Origin of the sequence: Shinella kummerowiae (assembly GCF_009827055.1) — a bacterium.
Taxonomy (GTDB): Bacteria; Pseudomonadota; Alphaproteobacteria; order Rhizobiales; family Rhizobiaceae; genus Shinella; species Shinella kummerowiae.
Genome location: NZ_WUMK01000002.1, coordinates 115,603 through 135,668, shown reverse-complemented (window position 1 = coordinate 135,668; position 20,066 = coordinate 115,603). Strand labels below are relative to the sequence as shown.

Genomic DNA, 20,066 nt, shown 5'->3' with positions numbered 1-20,066 from the left:
GGCTAGGGTGAGGGGCAGCCCAGCCCAGCCCGCATTGCTCACTATCGAGCACAATAAACCCAACCGGTGGACCGAGACTTGCTGCAGGACACGACCACATCGCGGATGAAGCCCGCCATCGCACTCGAAGGGATCTCGAAATCCTTTCCCGGCGTGCGCGCGCTCGCCGAGGTCTCGCTCGCGCTCTATCCAGGTTCTGTGACCGCGCTCGTCGGCGAGAACGGTGCCGGCAAGTCAACGCTCGTCAAGATCCTCACTGGCATCTATCAGCCGGATGAGGGGGAAATCCGCGTCGATGGCGTAGAGACGCGTTTTCCGACCGCCACGTCCGCCGCCAAGGCCGGTGTCACCGCCATCCATCAGGAGACCGTGCTGTTCGACGAGCTGTCGGTCGCCGAAAACATTTTTTTGGGGCACGCCCCACGCACCGGCCTCGGCCTCATCGACTGGAAAAGGATGAACGCGAATGCGCGTGCGCTGCTGTCGCGCGTCGGTGCGGATCTCGATCCGTCGATCCGCCTGCGTGATCTCGGCATCGCCAACAAGCACCTCGTCGCCATCGCCCGCGCGCTCTCCATCGACGCCCGCGTCGTCATCATGGACGAGCCGACGGCGGCGCTGTCTCACAAGGAAATCCACGAACTCTATGAACTGGTCGACCGGCTGAAGGCGGATGGCAAGGCGATCCTGTTCATCAGCCACAAGTTCGACGAGATTTTTCGGATCGCCGATCGCTACACCGTCTTTCGCGACGGGCGCATGGTGGGCGAGGGGCTGATCGGCGAGACGACGCAGGACGATCTCGTCCGCCTGATGGTCGGCCGCGATGTCGGCCAGGTTTTCCCCAAACAGGAGGTTGCGATAGGCGAACCGGTGCTCACCGTCTCCGGCTATCGCCATCCGACGGAATTCGAAGACATCAATTTCGAACTGCGCCGCGGCGAAATCCTCGGCTTCTATGGCCTCGTCGGTGCCGGCCGCTCCGAGTTCATGCAATCGTTGATCGGCATCACCAGGCCCTCGGCCGGTGCGATCAAGCTCGACGGCGAGATCAAGGTCATCCGCTCTCCTGCCGAGGCGATCGAGGCCGGTATCGTCTATGTGCCGGAGGAGCGCGGCCGGCAGGGTGCGATCATCGGCCTGCCGATCTTCCAGAACGTCACGCTGCCGTCACTTTCGCGCACCGCGCGCGCCGGCTTCCTGCGCATGGCGGAAGAGTTCGCCTTGGCGCGGGAATACACTGCGCGCCTCGATCTGCGCGCCGCCTCGCTGGATCAGGATGTCGGCACGCTGTCGGGCGGCAACCAGCAGAAGGTGGTAATCGCCAAGTGGCTCGCGACGCGGCCCAAGGTCATCATCCTCGATGAGCCGACCAAGGGCATCGACATCGGTTCCAAGGCTGCCGTGCACGCCTTCATGAGCGAACTCGCCGCCTCGGGCCTCAGCGTCATCATGGTCTCCTCGGAAATCCCGGAAATCATGGGCATGGCCGACCGGGTCATCGTCATGCGCGAGGGCCGCATCGCCGGCCGCTTCGAGCGCGCGGACCTCACCGCCGAAAAACTCGTGCGCGCCGCCGCCGGCATTCAGGAGGCCGCATGAAACTCTTGCTGAAAAACCGCGAAATGCTGCTGGTCGTGGCGATCGTCGCCCTGGTGGCGCTGATCGCCCTTCGCTTCCCGCCCTTCGTGACGCCGGGAAATCTCGCCAATGTCTATAATGACACGTCGATCCTGATCATCCTGGCGCTCGGCCAGATGGCCGTCATCCTGACGCGCTGCATCGACCTCTCGATGGCCGCCAACCTCGCGCTGTCGGGCATGGTGGCGGCGATGATCAATGCGGCGATGCCGGGGCTGCCGATCCCGCTCGTCATCCTGATCGTCATGGCGCTCGGCGCCGTACTCGGCTCGATCAACGGCCTGCTCGTCTGGAAACTCGACATTCCGCCGATCGTCGTCACACTCGGCACGCTCACCATCTATCGCGGCCTGATCTTCCTCCTGTCCGGCGGCGCCTGGATCAATGCGCACCAGATGAGCGATGCCTTCAAGGCATTGCCGCGTACGGCCGTGCTTGGCTTTCCGCTGCTCTCCTGGCTTTCGCTCGTCATCATCGGCATCATGGTCGTGGTGATGCGCCGCACGCCGCTCGGCCGCGCTTTCTTCGCCGTCGGCGGCAATCCGCATGCGGCGGTCTATACCGGCATCGATGTCGGCCGCACGCGCTTCTTCGCCTATTGCCTGTCCGGCACGCTGGCCGGCCTTGCCGGTTATCTCTGGGTGTCGCGTTATGCCGTCGCCTATGTCGATATCGCGGCCGGCTTCGAACTCGACATCATCGCCGCCTGCGTCATCGGCGGCATCTCGATTGCCGGCGGCATCGGCTCGGTCGGCGGTGCCGTGCTCGGGGCGCTGTTCCTCGGCGTCATCAAGAATGCGCTGCCCGTCATCAACATCTCGCCTTTCGCTCAGATGGCGATCTCCGGCACGGTCATCATCATCGCCGTTGCCGTGAATGCGCGCGCCGAAAAGCGCAAAGGCCGGGTCATTCTCAGGAAAGCGGAGGCCGCCCATGGCTGAGACCCAGATGGTGGCGCGCCACATTCCCGACCGGCTGGAAGGCCGCGGCGCGCGGCTGGTGAAGAGCTGGGAGACGCTGCTGGTCGCCGTGGCGCTGGCGATCTTCCTCGTCAACTCCTTCGCCTCGCCCTATTTCCTTGACCCGTGGAACCTGTCGGACGCCACCTTCAACTTCACCGAAAAGGCGATGATCGCCTTTGCCATGGCGCTCGTCATCATTTCCGGCGAGATCGACCTTTCCGTCGCCTCGATCATCGCGCTCACCTCCACCGCGATGGGCTACGCCGTACAGCTCGGTTTCGATACGCCGGCCTTGGTCATGGTCGGCCTCGCCACCGGTCTTCTCTGCGGCGCCTTCAACGGCCTGCTCGTCACCGGTCTCGGCCTGCCGTCCATCGTCGTCACCATCGGCACGATGAGCCTCTTCCGCGGCCTCTCCTTCGTCATCCTCGGCGACAAGGCGTTTACCGGCTACCCGGAAAGTTTCTCCTGGTTCGGCCAAGGCTACGTCTGGTGGGTCTTCTCCTTCGAACTCTGCCTCTTCGTGGTCCTCGCGGTCATCTATGGCGTCGTGCTGCATAGGACGAGTTTTGGCCGGACGATCTATGCGATCGGCAACAACCAGACGGCAGCACTTTTCTCCGGCGTGCGGGTCGGCCGCGTCAAGTTCGTGCTCTTTCTCCTGACCGGCCTGATGGCGGCGATCGCCTCGATCTGCCTGACCGCGCGCCTCGGCTCGACGCGGCCCTCCATCGCCATGGGCTGGGAGCTGGAAGTGGTGACGATGGTCGTGCTCGGCGGCGTAAACATCCTGGGTGGCTCGGGCACCATTCCGGGTGTCGTGCTGGCAGCGCTCATCATGGGCATGGTGACCTTCGGCTTCGGCCTGCTCAACGTACCGGGCATCGTCATGTCCATCTTCATCGGTCTGTTGTTGATCTCCGTCATCGCGCTGCCGATCCTCTACCGGCGCTTTCGCGGCCGCAGGAGCCATTGACCATGCAGAAATACGCGTTTCGCATGCGGCTCAACCCCGGCTGTTCGGGAGAATACAAGGCGCGGCATGATGCGATCTGGCCGGAGCTTTCCGCGCTGTTGAAGGAAGCCGGCGTCTCGGACTACTCCATCCATCTCGACGAAGAGACGAACCTGCTCTTCGGCGTGCTCTGGCGGCGCGAGGACCACACCATGGCGGACCTGCCGGACCATCCCGTGATGAAGCGTTGGTGGGCACACATGGCTGACATCATGGAGACGAAGCCGGACAACGAGCCTGTCGCGGTGCCGCTCGTCACCGTCTTCCACATGGACTGACCCGATGACCGCGCCGAAAACCATTGCCGTCGTCGATATCGGCAAGACGAATGCCAAGGTCGTGCTCGTCGATGGTGAAAGCTTTCAGGAGATCGCCGCCCGCACCATGCCGAACAGCGTGGTGACTACGGCGCCCTATCCGCATTTCGACACGGAAAAGCTCTGGGCCTTCATCGTCGAAAGTCTGGGTGCGCTCAATCGAGAGCGTCCGATCGACGCGATCTCCGTCACCACCCATGGCGCCACCGCCGCACTGGTCGGTGAGGATGGCGACCTTGTGCTGCCGGTGCTCGATTACGAACATGACGGACCACAGGCGCTTGCCGACGCGTATCGCGCCGCCCGCCCGCGCTTTGCCGAAAGCGGCACCCCGATCATGCCGATGGGCCTCAATGCCGGCCTGCAAATCTACTGGCAGTCGAAGCGTTTCCCCGAGGCCTTCGCGAAGGCCCGCCACATCCTGATGTATGCGCAATACTGGACCTTCCGCCTCACGGGCATCGCCGCGAGCGAGGTGACGTCACTCGGCTGCCATGCCGACCTTTGGGAACCACGCAACGGACGCTTCTCCAGCCTGGTCGAGGGGCAGGGTTGGACGAGCCTTATGCCGCCGGTGCGGAAAGCGAGTGACGTGCTCGGCCCGATCCGTCCGGATATCGCGGCGGCGACCGGCCTGCGTCCCGATGTTCCCGTTCATTGCGGCATCCACGATTCCAACGCCTCTCTGCTGCCCTACGTGCTGACGCGAAAGGCGCCCTACGCAGTCGTCTCCACCGGCACCTGGGTCGTGGTGATGGCGATCGGCGCGCGGTCCGTTACGCTGGACGAGGCGAGGGACACGCTGATCAACGTCAACGCGCTGGGGGACCCGGTGCCGTCGTCGCGCTTCATGGGTGGTCGGGCCTTCTCGCTGCTCGGCGGTAAGTCGGGCGACCTGCCGGCTGCGGCTGTAGCCGAGGTGCTGGAGCGTGGCGCCATGCTGCTGCCGTCGCTGCCGGAAGAATCCGGGCCGTTCCCTGGCCACAAAGCGACGTGGACTGTGCCCCGCACGGATTTGAGCGAGGATGCCGCGCAGGCCGTCATCGCCTTCCACCTTGCCCTGATGACCGCGACCTGCCTCGAGCTGATCGGCGCGGAAGGACCGACCATCGTCGAAGGCCCTTTTGCTGCCAACACGGCATTCCTGATGATGCTGAAGGTGGCGATAGATCGCCCGGTGCTGGCCGGTGGCAGCGCGACCGGCACGAGCATCGGTGCCGCCTGCCTTGCGGCGGGCAGGGCACCCGAGCCGGTGCTTGTATCTATTGCGGAAGAATTGCCGATGGGAGCGGCGGGTTACGCCGCGCGCTGGCGCTTGCTCGCCGGGCAAGGGTAGAACCCGTTAGCCGCCATGCTCAGAAAACGCGGGCCTTGGCTAGCGCGCGCGCCGCTTCGATATCAAGAAGAAGATAGATGGCGGCGAGTGTTGCGGAAGCAATCACGGTCGCGCCCAATGCCAGAACAATCATTGCTCTTTCCCCCTGACCTCATTGTCAGTTCATGGCCAGACCCTACGCGCGCGAGCTTGCGTGTAGCTGACGTTACGGCGGTTCCGGTTAATTTTAGCAATGCCATAAGCAAGCTATGAACTATTAACCTTCAGGCAAGGAATTAACCATAAACATTGAACTACGCGTCGGAATGGGAAATTCTCCGTTTCTCACCCAGGCATGATGCCGACCCGCCGTACCGGATTTGAACCGGTATTCGAGTTTCACCGAATTTGATCATGGATCGACGGGTGGCATCGCGTGCGCCGGTTTGCCGGCACACACTCCCCTTTGAGCACGGCCGGCCAGCCAACCTCTCCTCCATGCGAGAATTCAGTCGGTCACCCGTTTCGGGTGGCCCGGCATTGTTGCTTTGGGAGCGATTTGGTGCAGGAAATGCCAGCAGAACAGGCCCGAGCGGGACAGGCAACCAGCCTGCGCGACCGTTTGCGCTTTGCCGGCGTCGAAAGCAGCCAGGGCGATACGCTCCGCCGGCATCGCCAGACGCTCGAACGGCACGTCGAAACGGCGCTTCGTGATCTCTTCCAGCGTTTCCAGACCTTTCCCGATGCCGCGCGTCATTTCCAGAGCGAGCGCCAGATCGACCGCCTGCATGACCTCCAGAGTTCCCACTGGAGCGTGCTGACCGATGCGCGGTTCGATGCGCTCTATGCCGAGCGGGTCAAAGTCCTCTCCGACAGCGAAAGCCAGATGGGGCTCGATCCGCGCTGGCGCATCGCCGGCCATTCGGTCGTCGTCGAAACGGTCGTCAGCGGCCTGATCGAGGAATATTGGCCGAAATCCATCTTTTCCGGATCCGGCAAGGCGCGCCGCAAGGAACTGACCGACCTCGTTTCCGCCTTCCTGCGTACCGCGATGGTCGACATGGAGATCGGCGTCTCGTTGCGCTTCAACGAATTGCGCCACGCTCACCAGCGGGCGCTCGGCGAACAGCGCCGGGAGGATCGTGCCGAACTCGACCGTGTGTTCGGTGACACGATCCGCGGCCTCTCGCAGTTCGATTTTACCCAGCGTGTTTCCGGCGAGATGCCTGATGCCTGGCGCGATCTTGCCGAGACGCTGAACGGCGCACTCGACGAAATCCAGTCCCGCCTCGCATCGGCAGCCGACCGCGCGACGGAAAGCGACCGCCTTGTCGGCACGCTTGCCTCGGGTGCCGGCGCGCTGTCGGCCCGCTCTGTCGAGCAGTCGGCGAACCTGATCGAGACGGCGAATGCCCTGGGCACCCTTGTCGAACGCGTCCGCCAGACACTCGCCGAAACCCGCAAGGCCCAATCGGCCGCCGCCAGCACGCAGCAATCCGTGACCCAGAGCGGCAATATCGTCGGCGAAGCCATGTCGGCCATGGCCGATATCGAGGCTTCGGCGGAAAAGATCGGCCAGATCATCGGGGTGATCGACGAAATCGCCTTCCAGACGAACCTCCTGGCGCTCAATGCCGGCATCGAGGCCGCGCGGGCCGGCGACAGCGGCCGCGGTTTTGCGGTCGTTGCACAGGAAGTACGGGCCCTTGCGCAGCGATCGGCGGATGCGGCACGTGAGATCAAGCAGCTCGTCACCAGCACCAAGTCGCAGGTCGAAACCGGCGTCGAGCACGTCCACCGCACTCAGGACGCAATCGGCAACATCGTGCGCCAGGTCGAAGGCATCAACGACGCGATCACCGGCATCGTGCGCGAAAGCGCCGTCGACGTGGATGGGCTCGGCGGTGTGACTGCCGATATCGGCCGTGTCGGCCGCGCACTCGAGGCGGACGCTTCCGATGCAGGCCGCCTCGGCGAGACGGGCAGCGATCTGCATAGCGTCATTCTCGAACTCGGTCGGACCATCCGGGAGTTCCATGTTTCCTCAAGCCGCGACTTTCGGCGTCCGGGCCGCCCGGCATCGACGGAACAGCGCGTGCCGGCCGATCGCAGCGAAGCGCAGGCGTCCCCGCTCGATTTCCTCTCGGCGCGCGCCGTCGGTTTTGGAGGCTGAGATGACGAACACGCAACCCCGGCATTGGTTCTCGACGGCACGCAGCCGGCTTTCGGAAGAAAGCCATCCGCGCGCGGCGCCGAACAGGGCAACGATGATTTTGGACAGACGCAGACAAGGAACCCGGTAATGGCGAGCAAGAAAGCCGCTCAGAAAAGTTTAAGCCTTGCCCCCGTTCTCGATCTCAACGAGGCGACGGCGCTGCACACCCAGCTCATGGGCCTCAAGGGCAATCCGCTCGTCATCGATGCTTCGGCGGTCGAGCGGGTCGGCGCGCTCTGTGCCCAGGTGCTGATGGCGGGCGCCAAGAGCTGGGAAGAGGACAAGCAGCCTTTCACCTTCGGCAAGGTTTCCGACCCTTTCATGAAGACAATGCAACTTATCGGCGTGAACATTGATCACTTGCTGGCACAGGAGATTCGGCAATGAAGAAAAAAGTCCTCACCGTGGATGATTCCCGGACAATCCGGAACATGCTTCTGGTGACCCTCAACAATGCAGGCTTCGAAACCATCCAGGCCGAAGACGGCATCGAGGGCCTGGAAGTCCTCGAAAACGCCAACCCCGATGTCATCGTCACCGACATCAACATGCCGCGCCTCGATGGCTTCGGCTTCATCGAGGGTGTGCGTCGCAACGAGAAGTACCGCGCGATCCCGATCCTGGTTCTGACCACCGAAAGCGATGCCGAGAAGAAGAACCGTGCCCGCCAGGCTGGCGCCACGGGCTGGATCGTCAAGCCTTTCGATCCGACCAAGCTGATCGACGCAATCGAGCGCGTAACCGCCTAATTCACTAGTCCAGGATTCTCCCGATGGATATGAACGAAATCAAAGAGATCTTCTTCCAGGAATGCGAGGAGCAGCTCGCCGAACTGGAATCCGGTCTCTTGAAGCTGAACGACGGGGATCGCGACCCGGAAACGGTCAACGCCGTGTTCCGTGCCGTGCATTCGATCAAGGGCGGTGCCGGTGCATTCGGCCTCGATGACCTCGTTTCCTTCGCCCATGTGTTCGAAACGACACTGGATTGCGTTCGATCCAACAAGCTGGAGCCGACCCAGGACGTCCTGAAGGTCATGCTCAAGTCCGCCGACGTCTTGGCGGACCTGACCAATGCGGCGCGCGACGGCGGAAGCGTCGACGAGGCCCGCAGCCGCACCTTGATCCGCGAACTCGAAGCGCTGGCGAACGGCGAAACGCCGGCCGCCACCGAAGCGCCTGCGCCCAAACCTGCAGCCGCTGCTCCCAAGGCGGCCGCACCTGCGCCGGTCGTGGAAAAGCCGGCGGTCAACGACGAAGGGTTTCAGCCGATCCCGTTCTCGTTCGGCGATTTCGACGAGGAGCCGGCTGCGCACTACGTTCCGACCTGCCAGATCCTCTTCAAGCCGAAGAAGGACCTCTACGCCAAGGGCAATGAGGCCGTGCTGCTGCTGCGCGACCTTTCCCGCCTCGGCGAGATGAGCGTCTACTGCGACATGGATGCCTTGCCGACGCTCGACAAGATGAACCCGGAGGAGGCCTACTTCTCCTGGAAGATCTCGGTCACGACCGACAAGGGCGAGGATGGTGTGCGCTCCGTCTTCGAATTTGCCGAATGGGATTGCGACCTCGACATCCATACCATCGAGGAAGACGTCGTCAGCGAGGCGACGGATGACGAAGAGCTGCCGATGCAGCCCGTACCGTTCGACCTGTCGATCCTTGACGATGGCGGCTCCGTCGCCGCCGAGGATGAGCCCGCAGTCATCGAAAGCGATGCCGCGGCCGCCGTTGCCGCCGCGGAAACCGCAAGCAAGGTCGCGCAGGTCGCAAGCCGCGCCGCCGACAATGCCAAGGCCGCTGCCGCCGCATCGGCTGCAAGCGCCGCACAGGCCAACCAGGCTGCCGCCGCCGGCCAGACCATCCGCGTCGACCTCGACCGCGTCGACCGCCTGATCAACCTCGTCGGTGAGCTGGTCATCAACCAGGCGATGCTCTCGCAGAGCGTCGTCGAGAACGACAGCAACGGCACGTCCTCTATCAATATGGGCCTCGAGGAGCTGCAGCAGCTCACCCGCGAGATCCAGGATTCGGTGATGGCGATCCGCGCGCAGCCGGTGAAGCCGGTCTTCCAGCGCATGGCCCGCACCGTCCGCGAAATCGCCGACATCACCGGCAAGTCGGTCCGTCTCATCACGGAAGGCGAGAACACCGAAGTCGACAAGACCGTCATCGACAAGCTCGCCGAGCCGCTGACGCATATGATCCGCAACGCGGTCGACCACGGCCTCGAAATGCCGGAGAAGCGCGAGGCGCTTGGCAAGAACCCGGAAGGCACGGTTCGCCTGACGGCAAAACACCGTTCCGGCCGCATCGTCATCGAGCTTGCCGACGACGGCGCCGGCATCAACCGCGAGAAGGTGCGCCAGAAGGCCATCGACAACGATCTCATCGCGGCCGATGCGAACCTGTCGGACGAGGAAATCGACAACCTGATCTTCCACGCCGGCTTCTCCACCGCCGACAAGGTCTCGGACCTGTCCGGCCGCGGTGTCGGCATGGACGTGGTCAAGCGCTCGATCCAGGCGCTCGGCGGCCGCATCTCGATCTCGTCGAAGCCCGGCCAGGGCTCCGTCTTCACCATGAGCCTGCCGCTGACGCTCGCCGTTCTCGACGGCATGGTGGTCACGGTCGCCGGCCAGACGCTCGTCGTGCCGCTGACGGCCATCGTCGAGACGCTCCAGCCGGAAGCCTCCGCCATCCACTCCTTCGGCGCCTCGCAACGGCTCATCTCGATCCGCAACTCCTTCTGCCCGCTGGTGGATGTCGGCCGGATCCTCAACTTCCGCAACATCCAGGCCAACCCGATGGATGGCGTGGCACTTCTCGTCGAATCGGAAGGCGGCGGCCAGCGCGCGCTCATGGTCGATGCGATCCAGGGCCAGCGCCAGGTCGTCATCAAGAGCCTTGAGGCGAACTACACGCACGTTCCGGGCATCGCAGCCGCGACCATTCTCGGCGACGGTCGTGTGGCTCTCATCCTGGACGTCGACGCAGTGGTCGCGGCATCGCGCGGCCATTCCCTGAGACAAGACATCTCGCTTGCTGCAACCGGTTGAGACGATGACGTACGCAGGAAAGAACATCATGCACGGGCGCGAACTGATCGCGTTCAGGATCGCCGACCAGGAGTTCTGCGTGAACGTCATGTCGGTTCGGGAAATCCGTGGATGGACCCCGGCGACAGCGATGCCGCACGCGCCATCCTATGTCCTCGGCATGATCAATCTGCGCGGCGCCGTCCTGCCCATCGTCGACCTGTCTCAACGCCTCGGCATGAAGGCGGCGGAGCCGACCGACCGTCACGTCATCATCGTCGCCCAGGTCGGGCTGAAGGTGGTGGGCCTGCTGGTCGATGCGGTGTCCGATATCCTCACCGTCACCGACGAGAACATCCAGCCGACGCCGGATATCGCGAACGAAGCGGAAAAGGGCTACGCGCGCGGCATCCTCGCCATGGAAGGTCGCATGATCTGCCTCATCGAACTCGATTCCCTCTTCCCGCATACGGAAAGTGAAGCCGCATGACCTATTCCCCGGCCATCGACACGAGACAGTCTCCGGACGAGTGCCTGGCGAGCGGCGAATATCCGCTGACGCGCAAGGATCTCTCCGAGATTGCGGCCATGATCTATGCGGATGCCGGCATCTATCTCAACGAGACGAAGGCCTCGCTTGTCTATTCGCGGCTGTCGAAGCACATCCGCCAGCTCGGCCTCAAGGGGTTCAAGGAATATTGCGAGCTGGTGTCGTCGCCGGCGGGTGCGGGTCCGCGCAAGGAAATGCTGTCGCATCTGACGACCAATTTCACGCGCTTCTTCCGCGAGAACCACCATTTCGACCACCTGAAGAGTGATGTGCTGCCGGACCTTCTGGCGCGGGCCCGCAATGGCGGCCGCGTGCGCATCTGGTCGGCCGCCTGTTCGGACGGGCAGGAGCCGTACTCCATCGCGCTCACCGTGCTCTCGCTGATGCCGAACGCCGCCGACTACGACTTCCGTATCCTGGCGACGGATATCGACCCGAAGATCCTGGCGATCGCCCGGGCCGGCGCCTATGACGCGACGGCGCTCGAAACGGTCAATCCCGCCATGCGCAAGCAGTTCTTCCGCGAAACGGATGTCGGCGGCCGGCAGAAATGGCAGATCGACGACCGGGTGAAGCGCCTCATCACCTTCAACGAGCTGAACCTGATGGCGCAGTGGCCGTTCAAAGGCCCGTTCGATGTCATCTTCTGCCGCAACGTCGTCATCTATTTCGACGAGCCGACGCAGGTGAAGATCTGGTCGCGTTTCGCCGGCATGCTGGGTGATAACGGGCACCTCTATATCGGCCATTCGGAGCGCGTCTCCGGCGAGGCGAAGAACCAGTTCGATAATATCGGCATCACAACCTACCGCTATACCGGCAAGCACAGGAGGAGCGCATGATGGCACCCGCGCGCGTACTCGTCGTCGACGATTCGCCGACCATGCGCGGCCTGATCACGGCCGTGCTCAATGCCGACCCTGACGTCAATGTCGTGGGCCAGGCCGGCGACGCCATGGAAGCCCGCAACGCGATCAAGCAGCTCAATCCGGACGTCGTGACGCTGGATATCGAGATGCCGAACATGAACGGGCTCGAATTCCTCGACAAGATCATGAAGCTCCGGCCGATGCCGGTCATCATGGTCTCGACGCTGACCCACCGCGGCGCAGAAGCCTCGCTGATGGCGCTGGAAATCGGCGCCTTCGATTGCGTCGGCAAGCCGCAGCCGGGCGACGCCCGTCCGTTCGGTGATCTTGCCGAAAAGGTAAAGGCGGCCGCCCGCTCGCAGCGCCGGTTCCATGCCGACCCGCCGCCGCTTGCGCCGACCGCCGCCAATGTCAATCCGGTTGCCAGCTACCGGCCCGGCCGCCGGGTCGTCGCCATCGGTTCCTCGACGGGTGGCGTCGAAGCGCTGATCGCGGTGCTCCAGAAATTCCCGGTCAATTGCCCGCCGACCGTCATCACGCAGCATATGCCGCCGACCTTCACCAAGAGTTTTGCCGAGCGGTTGAACCGGCTCTGCGCGCCGGTGGTACAGGAAGCGACCGACGGCGCGCGGCTCGAAATCGGCAAAATCTATCTGGCGCCCGGCGGCGAGCGCCATCTCCAGATCGCCAACGTGCATGCGCCTTGCTGCCGGTTGGTGGAACGCGATCCAGTCAACGGCCACCGTCCTTCGGTGGATGTGCTGTTTGATTCGGTTGCCGAACTAGCAGGCCGCAACGCCGTCGGCGTCATCCTGACCGGCATGGGCCGGGACGGAGCAAGCGGCCTATTGAAAATGCGTCATGCAGGCGCACGGACCATCGGTCAGAATGAAAAAACCTGCGTCGTGTATGGAATGCCAAGAGTGGCTTTCGAGCTGGGTGCCGTCGAGCACCAGTTTCCGCTCTCCTCCATAGGGGAGGAAATCTTGAAGATCACTGCGGCCCGTAGAGAAGGAAGCGAATAATGTCTATCGCTGAAAAAATCAAAGTCCTCATCGTCGATGATCAGGTGACCAGTCGCCTGCTGCTGGGCGATGCCCTGCAGCAACTCGGCTTCAAGCAGATCACGGCAGCCGGTGACGGTGCGCAGGGCATGGCCATCATGGCCCAGCAGCCGCACCACCTCGTCATCTCCGACTTCAACATGCCGAAGATGGATGGCATCGAGTTCCTCCAGGCGGTGCGGTCCAACCCCACCACCAAGAAGGCGGCCTTCATCATCCTGACCGCGCAGGGCGACCGTGCCCTCGTGCAGAAGGCGGCGGCGCTCGGTGCGAACAACGTTCTCGCCAAGCCGTTCACCATCGAGAAGATGAAGGCAGCCATCGAAGCTGTGTTCGGGGCATTGAAATGATAGCAGAAGCCGGGACGCGCCGCGTCCATGTCATTCAGGGCGAATACAAGGTCCTCAACGATCCGAATGTGGTGCTCACCACCATTCTCGGTTCGTGCGTGGCCGCCTGCATGCGTGACCCGGTCATTGGTGTTGGCGGTATGAACCATTTCCTGCTGCCGGGCTCGGCCGAGGCCATGGCCTCGGGCGGCGATGCCACACGCTACGGCGTGCATCTGATGGAACTGCTGATCAACGGTCTGCTCAAGCAGGGCGCGCGACGCGACCGGCTGGAAGCCAAGATCTTTGGCGGCGCGAAGACGATCGCGCGCTTCTCCAATGTCGGTGAACAGAATGCGCTGTTTGCCCGGCAGTTCCTGATGGACGAAGGCATCAAGGTCGTCGGCGAAAGCACGGGCGGTGAACACGGGCGCAAGCTGGAATATTGGCCGTCGAGTGGCCGCGCGCGGCAATATGCGCTGACCGGAGTCGAGACGCAGAAGACGGTGGCGCTGGAACAGCGGCCCGTTCCTGTCGCAAGGCCCGTCGAAAGCTCGATCGAATTCTTCTGATCGGGCAATCGCGCCCGAAGGAAGCGAAGTACCAAAGTATGTGCGTTGCCGGTTCTGATCATCGATCTGCCGGCCCCGCACGGGGGCAAAAGGGTTACCCATGCAAGCCGAGTATCTGAGTGCAGCGACTGCCATGGAGGAAGCCCTTCCGGACGTCCTGATGCGTATCGTCTCCGAACTGCACGATGTCGCCTATCTGATCGAACGCATCGAGCCGCAACTGGCCGCCGTTCACGGCGAAACGGCGGCGCATGCGGCAGAACGCATGATGGTGCTGCAAGGCATCGACCTTGCCGTGCAGAAGACACGGGGCCTGGCCGAGTTCATCGACACGATCACCGGCAACATTCCGGAAAACTGGGTCGTCGACGTCACGACGGCGCTCAATCTGGTGAAGCTTGCCGATATGCAGAAGGCGTTGAGCAACGGAATGCGCCACGGCCACTCTCAGCCGATCGGCAAGGCGGTCGGCGATTTCGAAGCTTTCTAGTTGATTTGAAAGCATAATCGTCTTTTCAAATGGCGCCCTCGCGGCGCCATTTTTCGTTGCTGCCTGCCCCTTCCTCCCGCAGGGCAACGACATGTTCGCGCAAGTTTCACGGTCTAGTCTCCATCTCGGGTCGGTCAGATCCGCGTATTCCATGGGGCAGGCGGCGCGTGCGGAAATGTGCCGGTTTCGTCCCACGAGATTGAAAATTTGTCTGATAGCGCCGGCATGTTGGCCGGTGTCCAGGCGACTAGTCCGTGCGGGAACAGAATGAATCTGTTGGAACAGTTGACGAAAGTCTACAAGAACCTGGCTTCGCTGGGGCAGGCGAAACTTGCGATGCTGGCGGGAGCCGCCGTCGTTTCGGTCGGTCTCGTGCTTGCAGCCGGGATCCTGGTGAACAAGCCAGCCTATGAGACGCTCTACGTCGGACTGGAAAAGACCGACGTCAACCAGATCAGCCTGGCGCTCGCCGAAGCCAATATCGATTTCACCACCGGAACCGCAGGCGACAGCATCGAGGTCCCGGTCGGCCAGACCGGCAAGGCGCGGCTTTATCTCGCTGAACGCGGCCTGCCGAACAGCGCCAATTCCGGCTACGAACTTTTCGACAAGGTCGGCTCGCTTGGCCTCACCTCCTTCATGCAGGAAGTGACGCGCGTTCGCGCCCTTGAAGGCGAAATCGCCCGCACCATCCAGCAAATCAGCGGCATCGCCGCCGCCCGCGTGCACATCGTCATGCCGGAGCGCGGCAACTTCCGCAAAGCCGAACAGGTGCCGACCGCCTCCGTCATGATCCGTGCAGGCGCGCAGGTCGGCCGTGAATCATCGGCCGCGATCCGCCATCTGGTGGCAGCCTCGGTTCCGGGGCTTGAAGTCGATGGCGTGACCATCCTGGATTCTGCCGGCCAGCTTCTCGCCTCCGGCGACGACGCGGAGAACGGCGCGGTCAACCGGTCACTGACGGCCGTGCAGACCATCCAGAGCGAAGTCGAGCGCAATATCGAGAAGGCGCTCGCCCCCTTCCTCGGCATGGAGAATTTCCGCGCCAGCGTCACCGCGGCACTCAATATGGATACGCAGCAGATCCAAGAGACGGTCTACGATCCGGAATCGCGCGTCGAGCGCTCCGTCCGCGTCACGCGCGAAACCCAGAAGTCCGAGCAGCAGGCCGCCAACAAGGCCGCGACCGTCGAGCAGAACATTCCGCAGGGCGGTCCTGACGGCCAGGAAACCGGGCAGAAGTCCAGCGACGCGGCAGACAAGAAGGAAGAGCAGACCAACTACGAAATCAACAGCAAGACCGTCGCGACCGTTCGCAACGGCTATGCGCTCGAAAAGCTGTCCGTGGCGGTCGTCGTCAACCGGGCTCGCGTGGCGGCCATGGTCGGCGAGCCGGCGGACCAGGCGAAGATCGACGCCTATATCGCGGACATGCAGAAGATCGTCTCCTCGGCAGCCGGTCTCAACGGCGAGCGTGGCGACGTCGTGACCATCACCGCGATGGAATTCCTTGATCACGAGTTGCTCAACGAGGCCGTGCCCGGACCGGGCGTCATGGAAGTGCTGACGCGCAATCTGGGTGGCATCATCAATGCGCTTGCCTTCATCGGCGTCGCCTTCCTGGTGGTCTGGTTCGGCCTTCGCCCGGCGGTCCGCTCCGTCACCGGTGGCGGTGCCGCGGCCAATGCGCTGGAAAGCGATGCGGCTGGTCTCGAACTGCCCGACTTCTCGCCCGCTGCCGGTATCGGTGGCCCCGGCGCCACCCTCATGGACGGCTTCGGCGCGGACTTCGGCTTCGACAGCACGGACGATCTGCTCAATGCCGGCGACGAGAGCGATGGCACCTTCAATCGCCGCGTCAAGGAAGGTCCGGAACGCCGCCTCGGCCGGATGGTGGACATCAGCGAGGAACGCGCTGCGAAAATCCTGCGCAAGTGGTCCGCCGAGAAGGAAGCAGCCTGACGGCTCCACTTGTAAGACGAATAAAAACGCGGCCCGAAGGGGCCGCGTTTTTGTTTGCCGGAAGAACGGCGCTCGCCGTTCTTTGAGGCCAGCCTGTCGCTTTTTGGCAACGATTGTTCAGTGCGCGCGCAGCAATTTCGCCCATTCGGGCGCCCTACGTCGGCGGGCGAGTTCACGGCCGTGTGATTGCTGAAAAAAAATTACCACCACATTGGTTGAGGGCGGCATGCGCAAATCGCAATTTTCACTCGAATTAGCGGAGGCTTTTGTTCGGGCGACAGCGAATAACACATGGTTAACAATCGCTTAACGTTACGGCTTCCAGCAAGAGCAGGCAAGCAAATCACTCTCGTCACGCCGACTCACAGAAGGCCGCAAAAGTAAATCCCGAGAAGATGGCGGTGGTTTTTAGCGATAGCCGATGTACACTTTAGTTACTGATTCGTTTGGTGATTCTTGCCGATGCGGCCTGAGCGGGAAGGGGTTTGGATGGTTCCAAAACCCTTGACGGGAAGGAGGCGGGAATTTTCCGTTCGGAATCGGAACAGGGGGCTATCATGGAAACGATCCGGTCGGATGTCGCGACCCGGGAATCCTATGGATTCTCCGCGGAAGCGAATGAGCGTAAGAGTGCGCGTGAGCTTCTGGTTCAACATCTCGGCCGCTGTGCAAATCGCGCCGGCCTTTCCTCCGGTCTGAAAGCGCTGACCGACTATGTAAGCGCTTCGCATTATCTTCTCGTTCGCCACGACGTCTCGCCCGAAGCGGGCCTCGAAACCGTCGTCGCCTCGGATTGGCCTTTCGACATGGTACGCATCATTTCCGGTGCCGTCATCGCCAGCCAGTCCCGCATGAGTGAGCTGGACAAGTGCCTCGGGCTCCTCAAGCCCTGCTTCCATCACCTCGCCGATGACGTCGCTGTGCCGCGAGGCACGAGCCGTGAATATTGCGTCATCGCCTTCCATGTCGGCCGGGTGCGCATGTCGCTGCTGCTCCTCTTTCCGGAGCATTTTATCCTCTCGCAGAGCAAGCTGCGTGATGTCGGCGTCATGACCGGCTATTTCGCCAGCGTCTGCTGCCAGGGTGTGATCCTTCGTCACGACCGCGAGATGGAGCTGACGGAACGCGAGATTGAGTGCCTCTACTGGATCGCCGAAGGCAAGACGAGCGACGAGATCGCCGTCATCCTTGGTATCTCACGCAATACGATCAACAATTACATCACCAGCGTGATGCGAAAGACCGCGACGAAGACGCGGTCGGAAGCGATCGCCTGGGCCGTTCGCAACAGCCTGGTCTGAGGAGAACTGCCATGAACATCCAGCTTTCCGCTCCCGCAGCCCTTGAGGTGGAAATCCGGCTCGCGCGGCCGTCGAAGACGGCGCGGGCGTCGGATTTCGTTGCCCGCCTACAGATGATGCAGACGGTCATCGGGGCCGAGAACTTCGCGGTTCTCCGGGTTGCCGGCCATGGTCTTCCTTCGGCGCGCAAGCTGATGCTTTCGCTGCACAACTGGGGCCGTGACGTCGGCGCGAACACCCGTGCGCTCCTCGACGCCTATGGCGCGACGATGCTTGCTCACCTCGAAGCCTCCATGCTGCCGTTGATCTGGGAAGGTGCTGGCAACAATCAGTTCGCCGAATCGGGCGCCGAACCCTTCACCACGCGCCTCCCGGCGCAACTTCTGCCGTGGTCGGGTATCGCCTTCCCCATCCGGCTGGGTGTGCATGGCAACGGTTATGTCGTCTTCATGGGCGCTTTCATTTCGCCGTCCAGCGACCTGATCGTCGATATACATATGAAAAGCTGCCAGATGCTCATCGACATGCTGGCCTGTGAGGAAAAGAAGCTGGCGCCGTCCGAAGCGCTCAGCGAGCGCGAGATTGCCTGCCTGCAAATGGCCGGTGATGGCTGCATTTCAGAAGCGATCGCCGAGAAGATGGGCCTGTCGGTGCATACCGTGAACGCCTATCTCGGCACGGCCACAACGAAGCTCGACGCGGTAAACCGCATCCAGGCGATCGCGAAGGCCATTCGTCTCGGCTACATCACCTGACAAACGAACGCGGCCATGCCTGGCATGGCCGCTGCCTTTTCGTCAATGGGCCTGTTGCGGCGACGGGCTGGACTTCACGTACCGCGCCTCTGCCAGGCTCTTGCGCAGGAAGGCCGTGTTGTCGTCCGGGTCGGCCGCCGGATTGTTGAAGGCGACGTGGGTGACCTCCACGCCGGCGGTATCCTTCTGAAGCAGAAGTTTCGCATAGACCGTCACGCCCTGCGGGCGGATTTCCATGTCCAGCGTCACTTCCGGCTCCGTATCCCAATCGAGGCGATAGTCGCCACCGGCGCCGAAATTCACCGTGCCGGGCAGGAAATACAGTTCTGCGGCGGAGGAGACCAGATCGGCCAGATTACCGTAGCACTCGAAACGCAACAACGAGACAAGATCGGCAGCATCGAGCAATCTGAGCTCAGTGGCGACCGGGCAGATTGCTTCTGCAACAATCTTCTCGCGTTCGGCGGAATAGGTGCATTTTCTCATCGGATCTAATTTACCCGTCTGGTCTGGGGCGAAGCTGCATATACCCGGTGAATCAGTTCCGCCACAGCTTTATAGAACACCGGTGGAATGACACTATCCACCGAGACTTGCGCAAACATTGAGCGTGCGAGCGGCGGGTCTTCAAAAACGGGAATTCCGTTTTCTTCCGCGATCTCGCGAATCTTCAGGGCGACAAGGTCCTGCCCCTTGGCGACGATCACCGGTGCGTCGCCTTCTTCGCGCACGTAACGCAACGCAACGGCGAAGTGAGTCGGGTTGGCGATGACGAGAGTGGCGCGCGGCACGGCGGTGATCATGCGCCGGCGGGCGCGGTCGCGCTGGATCGAGCGCATGCGCGCCTTGACGATCGGGTCGCCCTGCGACTGCTTCATTTCCTCCTTCACTTCCTGCTTCGTCATCATCAGTTCGGAGAACCAGTGATGGCGGGTCCAGGCGAAGTCGAGGCCGGCGATGATCGCGGTGGCGAAGAGGATGATCAGCAGCACCTTGTTGACATCGGAAATCATCAGGTAGATCAGCGTCGCCGGCTCGGAGAACATGGTGTCGAGCGAGGCGAAATAGTTGCCGCGCATGGCAAGCGCCACGACCAGCGACACGATGATGATCTTGATCAGCGATTTGCCGAATTCGACGAGGCCCTGCTTGCCGAACAGGCGGCCGAGACCCTTTACCAGGCTGAGGCGGGACATCTGCGGGCGCACGCGTTCCAGGACGGGGGTTGGCAGGTTCTGTAAGACGGACGAGGCCACGCCGAAGACCATCATCATCACCAGAATGGGCAGCAGCAGCGCGCCGGCCTCCCAGCCAAGGTGGCGGAAGATGGCGATGACATCCGTGCCGGATTTGAGGTTCCAGGCCTCCGGCTGCTCGAAGAAGTCGCGCAACGTCTCGTTCATGCGGGCAATGCCGCCCGGCATGAAGAAGACGAGGAAGAGATAGATCGCCAGCGTCGAGGCGAACAAGGTGATCTCGCGGGAGAAAGGCGTATTGCCCTTCTCCATCGCGTCCTGGATTTTCTTCTCTGACGGGAGTTCTGTTTTACTGTCCTTGTCCTCGTCGGACATGTCGCGCTCCCTGGTGGCCCCGACGGGCCAAAAACAAACGGCCCGAACCCCTTTTTAGGAGATTCGGGCCGCAGATACGCTCCGCCTGTGGCGCCAACGTG

20 protein-coding genes are annotated in these 20,066 nt (G+C 62.6%); 18 read left to right on the top strand and 2 right to left on the bottom strand.

Going from position 1 to position 20,066, the window contains the following annotated elements; genetic code table 11:
- The first annotated feature begins 105 nt into the window (after nucleotides 1–105).
- The 18 genes from GR138_RS05090 to visR all read left to right on the top strand — a co-directional run bounded on the left by GR138_RS05090 (nucleotide 106) and on the right by visR (nucleotide 18,394).
- The gene (locus GR138_RS05090; RefSeq protein ID WP_160858053.1) at nucleotides 106–1,602 is read left to right on the top strand and encodes a sugar ABC transporter ATP-binding protein; all 1,497 of its coding nucleotides are present in this window, start codon (nucleotides 106–108) and stop codon (nucleotides 1,600–1,602) included.
- Nucleotides 1,599–2,582, top strand: coding sequence for an ABC transporter permease (locus tag GR138_RS05085; protein ID WP_160857549.1), 984 nt, complete (start codon nucleotides 1,599–1,601; stop codon nucleotides 2,580–2,582). Before GR138_RS05090 ends, GR138_RS05085 begins: the two co-directional genes overlap by 4 nt.
- Nucleotides 2,575–3,579, top strand: a complete 1,005-nt coding sequence (locus GR138_RS05080) for an ABC transporter permease (protein ID WP_160857548.1) — start codon at nucleotides 2,575–2,577, stop codon at nucleotides 3,577–3,579. The genes GR138_RS05085 and GR138_RS05080 overlap by 8 nt, the downstream gene beginning before the upstream one ends.
- A 2-nt stretch (nucleotides 3,580–3,581) precedes the next feature.
- Entirely contained in the window at nucleotides 3,582–3,896 is a 315-nt protein-coding gene (rhaM, locus tag GR138_RS05075) for an L-rhamnose mutarotase (protein ID WP_160857547.1), read from the top strand.
- A gap of 4 nt (nucleotides 3,897–3,900) precedes the next feature.
- A complete protein-coding gene (locus GR138_RS05070; protein ID WP_160857546.1) occupies nucleotides 3,901–5,271 on the top strand; it encodes an FGGY-family carbohydrate kinase in 1,371 nt (456 codons plus the stop codon).
- A gap of 550 nt (nucleotides 5,272–5,821) precedes the next feature.
- The gene (locus GR138_RS05065; RefSeq protein ID WP_246200304.1) at nucleotides 5,822–7,423 is read left to right on the top strand and encodes a globin-coupled sensor protein; all 1,602 of its coding nucleotides are present in this window, start codon (nucleotides 5,822–5,824) and stop codon (nucleotides 7,421–7,423) included.
- A gap of 129 nt (nucleotides 7,424–7,552) precedes the next feature.
- Nucleotides 7,553–7,852, top strand: coding sequence for an STAS domain-containing protein (locus GR138_RS05060; protein WP_160858051.1), 300 nt, complete (start codon nucleotides 7,553–7,555; stop codon nucleotides 7,850–7,852).
- Nucleotides 7,849–8,214, top strand: a complete 366-nt coding sequence (gene cheY1 / locus GR138_RS05055) for a chemotaxis response regulator CheY1 (protein WP_069059983.1) — start codon at nucleotides 7,849–7,851, stop codon at nucleotides 8,212–8,214. Before GR138_RS05060 ends, cheY1 begins: the two co-directional genes overlap by 4 nt.
- Nucleotides 8,215–8,237: 23 nt before the next feature.
- Complete coding sequence (locus GR138_RS05050) at nucleotides 8,238–10,523, top strand: chemotaxis protein CheA (RefSeq protein ID WP_160857545.1); 2,286 nt, start codon at nucleotides 8,238–8,240, stop codon at nucleotides 10,521–10,523.
- Nucleotides 10,524–10,527: 4 nt separating this feature from the next.
- On the top strand, nucleotides 10,528–10,992 hold the full coding sequence (locus tag GR138_RS05045; protein WP_160857544.1) for a chemotaxis protein CheW: 465 nt from the start codon (nucleotides 10,528–10,530) through the stop codon (nucleotides 10,990–10,992).
- Nucleotides 10,989–11,894 carry a protein-glutamate O-methyltransferase CheR gene (gene cheR, locus GR138_RS05040; protein WP_160857543.1) on the top strand — a complete coding sequence of 302 codons (906 nt, stop codon included), beginning with the start codon at nucleotides 10,989–10,991 and terminating at the stop codon, nucleotides 11,892–11,894. Before GR138_RS05045 ends, cheR begins: the two co-directional genes overlap by 4 nt.
- Nucleotides 11,891–12,946, top strand: coding sequence for a protein-glutamate O-methylesterase CheB (gene cheB, locus GR138_RS05035; RefSeq protein WP_160857542.1), 1,056 nt, complete (start codon nucleotides 11,891–11,893; stop codon nucleotides 12,944–12,946). Before cheR ends, cheB begins: the two co-directional genes overlap by 4 nt.
- On the top strand, nucleotides 12,946–13,335 hold the full coding sequence (locus GR138_RS05030) for a response regulator (RefSeq protein WP_069059978.1): 390 nt from the start codon (nucleotides 12,946–12,948) through the stop codon (nucleotides 13,333–13,335). The genes cheB and GR138_RS05030 overlap by 1 nt, the downstream gene beginning before the upstream one ends.
- Nucleotides 13,332–13,886 carry a chemoreceptor glutamine deamidase CheD gene (cheD, locus tag GR138_RS05025; RefSeq protein ID WP_069059977.1) on the top strand — a complete coding sequence of 185 codons (555 nt, stop codon included), beginning with the start codon at nucleotides 13,332–13,334 and terminating at the stop codon, nucleotides 13,884–13,886. The genes GR138_RS05030 and cheD overlap by 4 nt, the downstream gene beginning before the upstream one ends.
- Before the next feature lie 100 nt (nucleotides 13,887–13,986).
- Nucleotides 13,987–14,376, top strand: coding sequence for a chemotaxis protein CheT (gene cheT, locus GR138_RS05020; RefSeq protein WP_160857541.1), 390 nt, complete (start codon nucleotides 13,987–13,989; stop codon nucleotides 14,374–14,376).
- A gap of 267 nt (nucleotides 14,377–14,643) precedes the next feature.
- Complete coding sequence (gene fliF / locus GR138_RS05015) at nucleotides 14,644–16,338, top strand: flagellar basal-body MS-ring/collar protein FliF (protein ID WP_160857540.1); 1,695 nt, start codon at nucleotides 14,644–14,646, stop codon at nucleotides 16,336–16,338.
- Nucleotides 16,339–16,895: 557 nt separating this feature from the next.
- Nucleotides 16,896–17,639 carry a transcriptional regulator VisN gene (gene visN, locus GR138_RS05010; RefSeq protein ID WP_160857539.1) on the top strand — a complete coding sequence of 248 codons (744 nt, stop codon included), beginning with the start codon at nucleotides 16,896–16,898 and terminating at the stop codon, nucleotides 17,637–17,639.
- Between the two features lie 11 nt (nucleotides 17,640–17,650).
- On the top strand, nucleotides 17,651–18,394 hold the full coding sequence (gene visR, locus GR138_RS05005; protein ID WP_160857538.1) for a transcriptional regulator VisR: 744 nt from the start codon (nucleotides 17,651–17,653) through the stop codon (nucleotides 18,392–18,394).
- Nucleotides 18,395–18,436: 42 nt separating this feature from the next.
- Here visR and GR138_RS05000 read toward each other — a convergent pair whose 3' ends face one another.
- Entirely contained in the window at nucleotides 18,437–18,880 is a 444-nt protein-coding gene (locus GR138_RS05000) for a hypothetical protein (protein WP_160857537.1), read from the bottom strand.
- Nucleotides 18,881–18,885: 5 nt separating this feature from the next.
- Nucleotides 18,886–19,965, bottom strand: a complete 1,080-nt coding sequence (gene flhB / locus GR138_RS04995) for a flagellar biosynthesis protein FlhB (RefSeq protein ID WP_160857536.1) — start codon at nucleotides 19,963–19,965, stop codon at nucleotides 18,886–18,888.
- Nucleotides 19,966–20,066 lie beyond the last annotated feature (101 nt).

What these genes read in the sequence shown, in the direction of transcription:
- GR138_RS05090 (WP_160858053.1), top strand. Translation starts at nt 106, where the DNA reads ATGAAGCCCGCCATCGCACTCGAAGGGATCTCGAAATCCTTTCCCGGC.
- GR138_RS05085 (WP_160857549.1), top strand. Translation starts at nt 1,599, where the DNA reads ATGAAACTCTTGCTGAAAAACCGCGAAATGCTGCTGGTCGTGGCGATC.
- GR138_RS05080 (WP_160857548.1), top strand. Translation starts at nt 2,575, where the DNA reads ATGGCTGAGACCCAGATGGTGGCGCGCCACATTCCCGACCGGCTGGAA.
- rhaM (WP_160857547.1), top strand. Translation starts at nt 3,582, where the DNA reads ATGCAGAAATACGCGTTTCGCATGCGGCTCAACCCCGGCTGTTCGGGA.
- GR138_RS05070 (WP_160857546.1), top strand. Translation starts at nt 3,901, where the DNA reads ATGACCGCGCCGAAAACCATTGCCGTCGTCGATATCGGCAAGACGAAT.
- GR138_RS05065 (WP_246200304.1), top strand. Translation starts at nt 5,822, where the DNA reads ATGCCAGCAGAACAGGCCCGAGCGGGACAGGCAACCAGCCTGCGCGAC.
- GR138_RS05060 (WP_160858051.1), top strand. Translation starts at nt 7,553, where the DNA reads ATGGCGAGCAAGAAAGCCGCTCAGAAAAGTTTAAGCCTTGCCCCCGTT.
- cheY1 (WP_069059983.1), top strand. Translation starts at nt 7,849, where the DNA reads ATGAAGAAAAAAGTCCTCACCGTGGATGATTCCCGGACAATCCGGAAC.
- GR138_RS05050 (WP_160857545.1), top strand. Translation starts at nt 8,238, where the DNA reads ATGGATATGAACGAAATCAAAGAGATCTTCTTCCAGGAATGCGAGGAG.
- GR138_RS05045 (WP_160857544.1), top strand. Translation starts at nt 10,528, where the DNA reads ATGACGTACGCAGGAAAGAACATCATGCACGGGCGCGAACTGATCGCG.
- cheR (WP_160857543.1), top strand. Translation starts at nt 10,989, where the DNA reads ATGACCTATTCCCCGGCCATCGACACGAGACAGTCTCCGGACGAGTGC.
- cheB (WP_160857542.1), top strand. Translation starts at nt 11,891, where the DNA reads ATGATGGCACCCGCGCGCGTACTCGTCGTCGACGATTCGCCGACCATG.
- GR138_RS05030 (WP_069059978.1), top strand. Translation starts at nt 12,946, where the DNA reads ATGTCTATCGCTGAAAAAATCAAAGTCCTCATCGTCGATGATCAGGTG.
- cheD (WP_069059977.1), top strand. Translation starts at nt 13,332, where the DNA reads ATGATAGCAGAAGCCGGGACGCGCCGCGTCCATGTCATTCAGGGCGAA.
- cheT (WP_160857541.1), top strand. Translation starts at nt 13,987, where the DNA reads ATGCAAGCCGAGTATCTGAGTGCAGCGACTGCCATGGAGGAAGCCCTT.
- fliF (WP_160857540.1), top strand. Translation starts at nt 14,644, where the DNA reads ATGAATCTGTTGGAACAGTTGACGAAAGTCTACAAGAACCTGGCTTCG.
- visN (WP_160857539.1), top strand. Translation starts at nt 16,896, where the DNA reads ATGGAAACGATCCGGTCGGATGTCGCGACCCGGGAATCCTATGGATTC.
- visR (WP_160857538.1), top strand. Translation starts at nt 17,651, where the DNA reads ATGAACATCCAGCTTTCCGCTCCCGCAGCCCTTGAGGTGGAAATCCGG.
- GR138_RS05000 (WP_160857537.1), bottom strand. Translation starts at nt 18,880, where the DNA reads ATGAGAAAATGCACCTATTCCGCCGAACGCGAGAAGATTGTTGCAGAA.
- flhB (WP_160857536.1), bottom strand. Translation starts at nt 19,965, where the DNA reads ATGTCCGACGAGGACAAGGACAGTAAAACAGAACTCCCGTCAGAGAAG.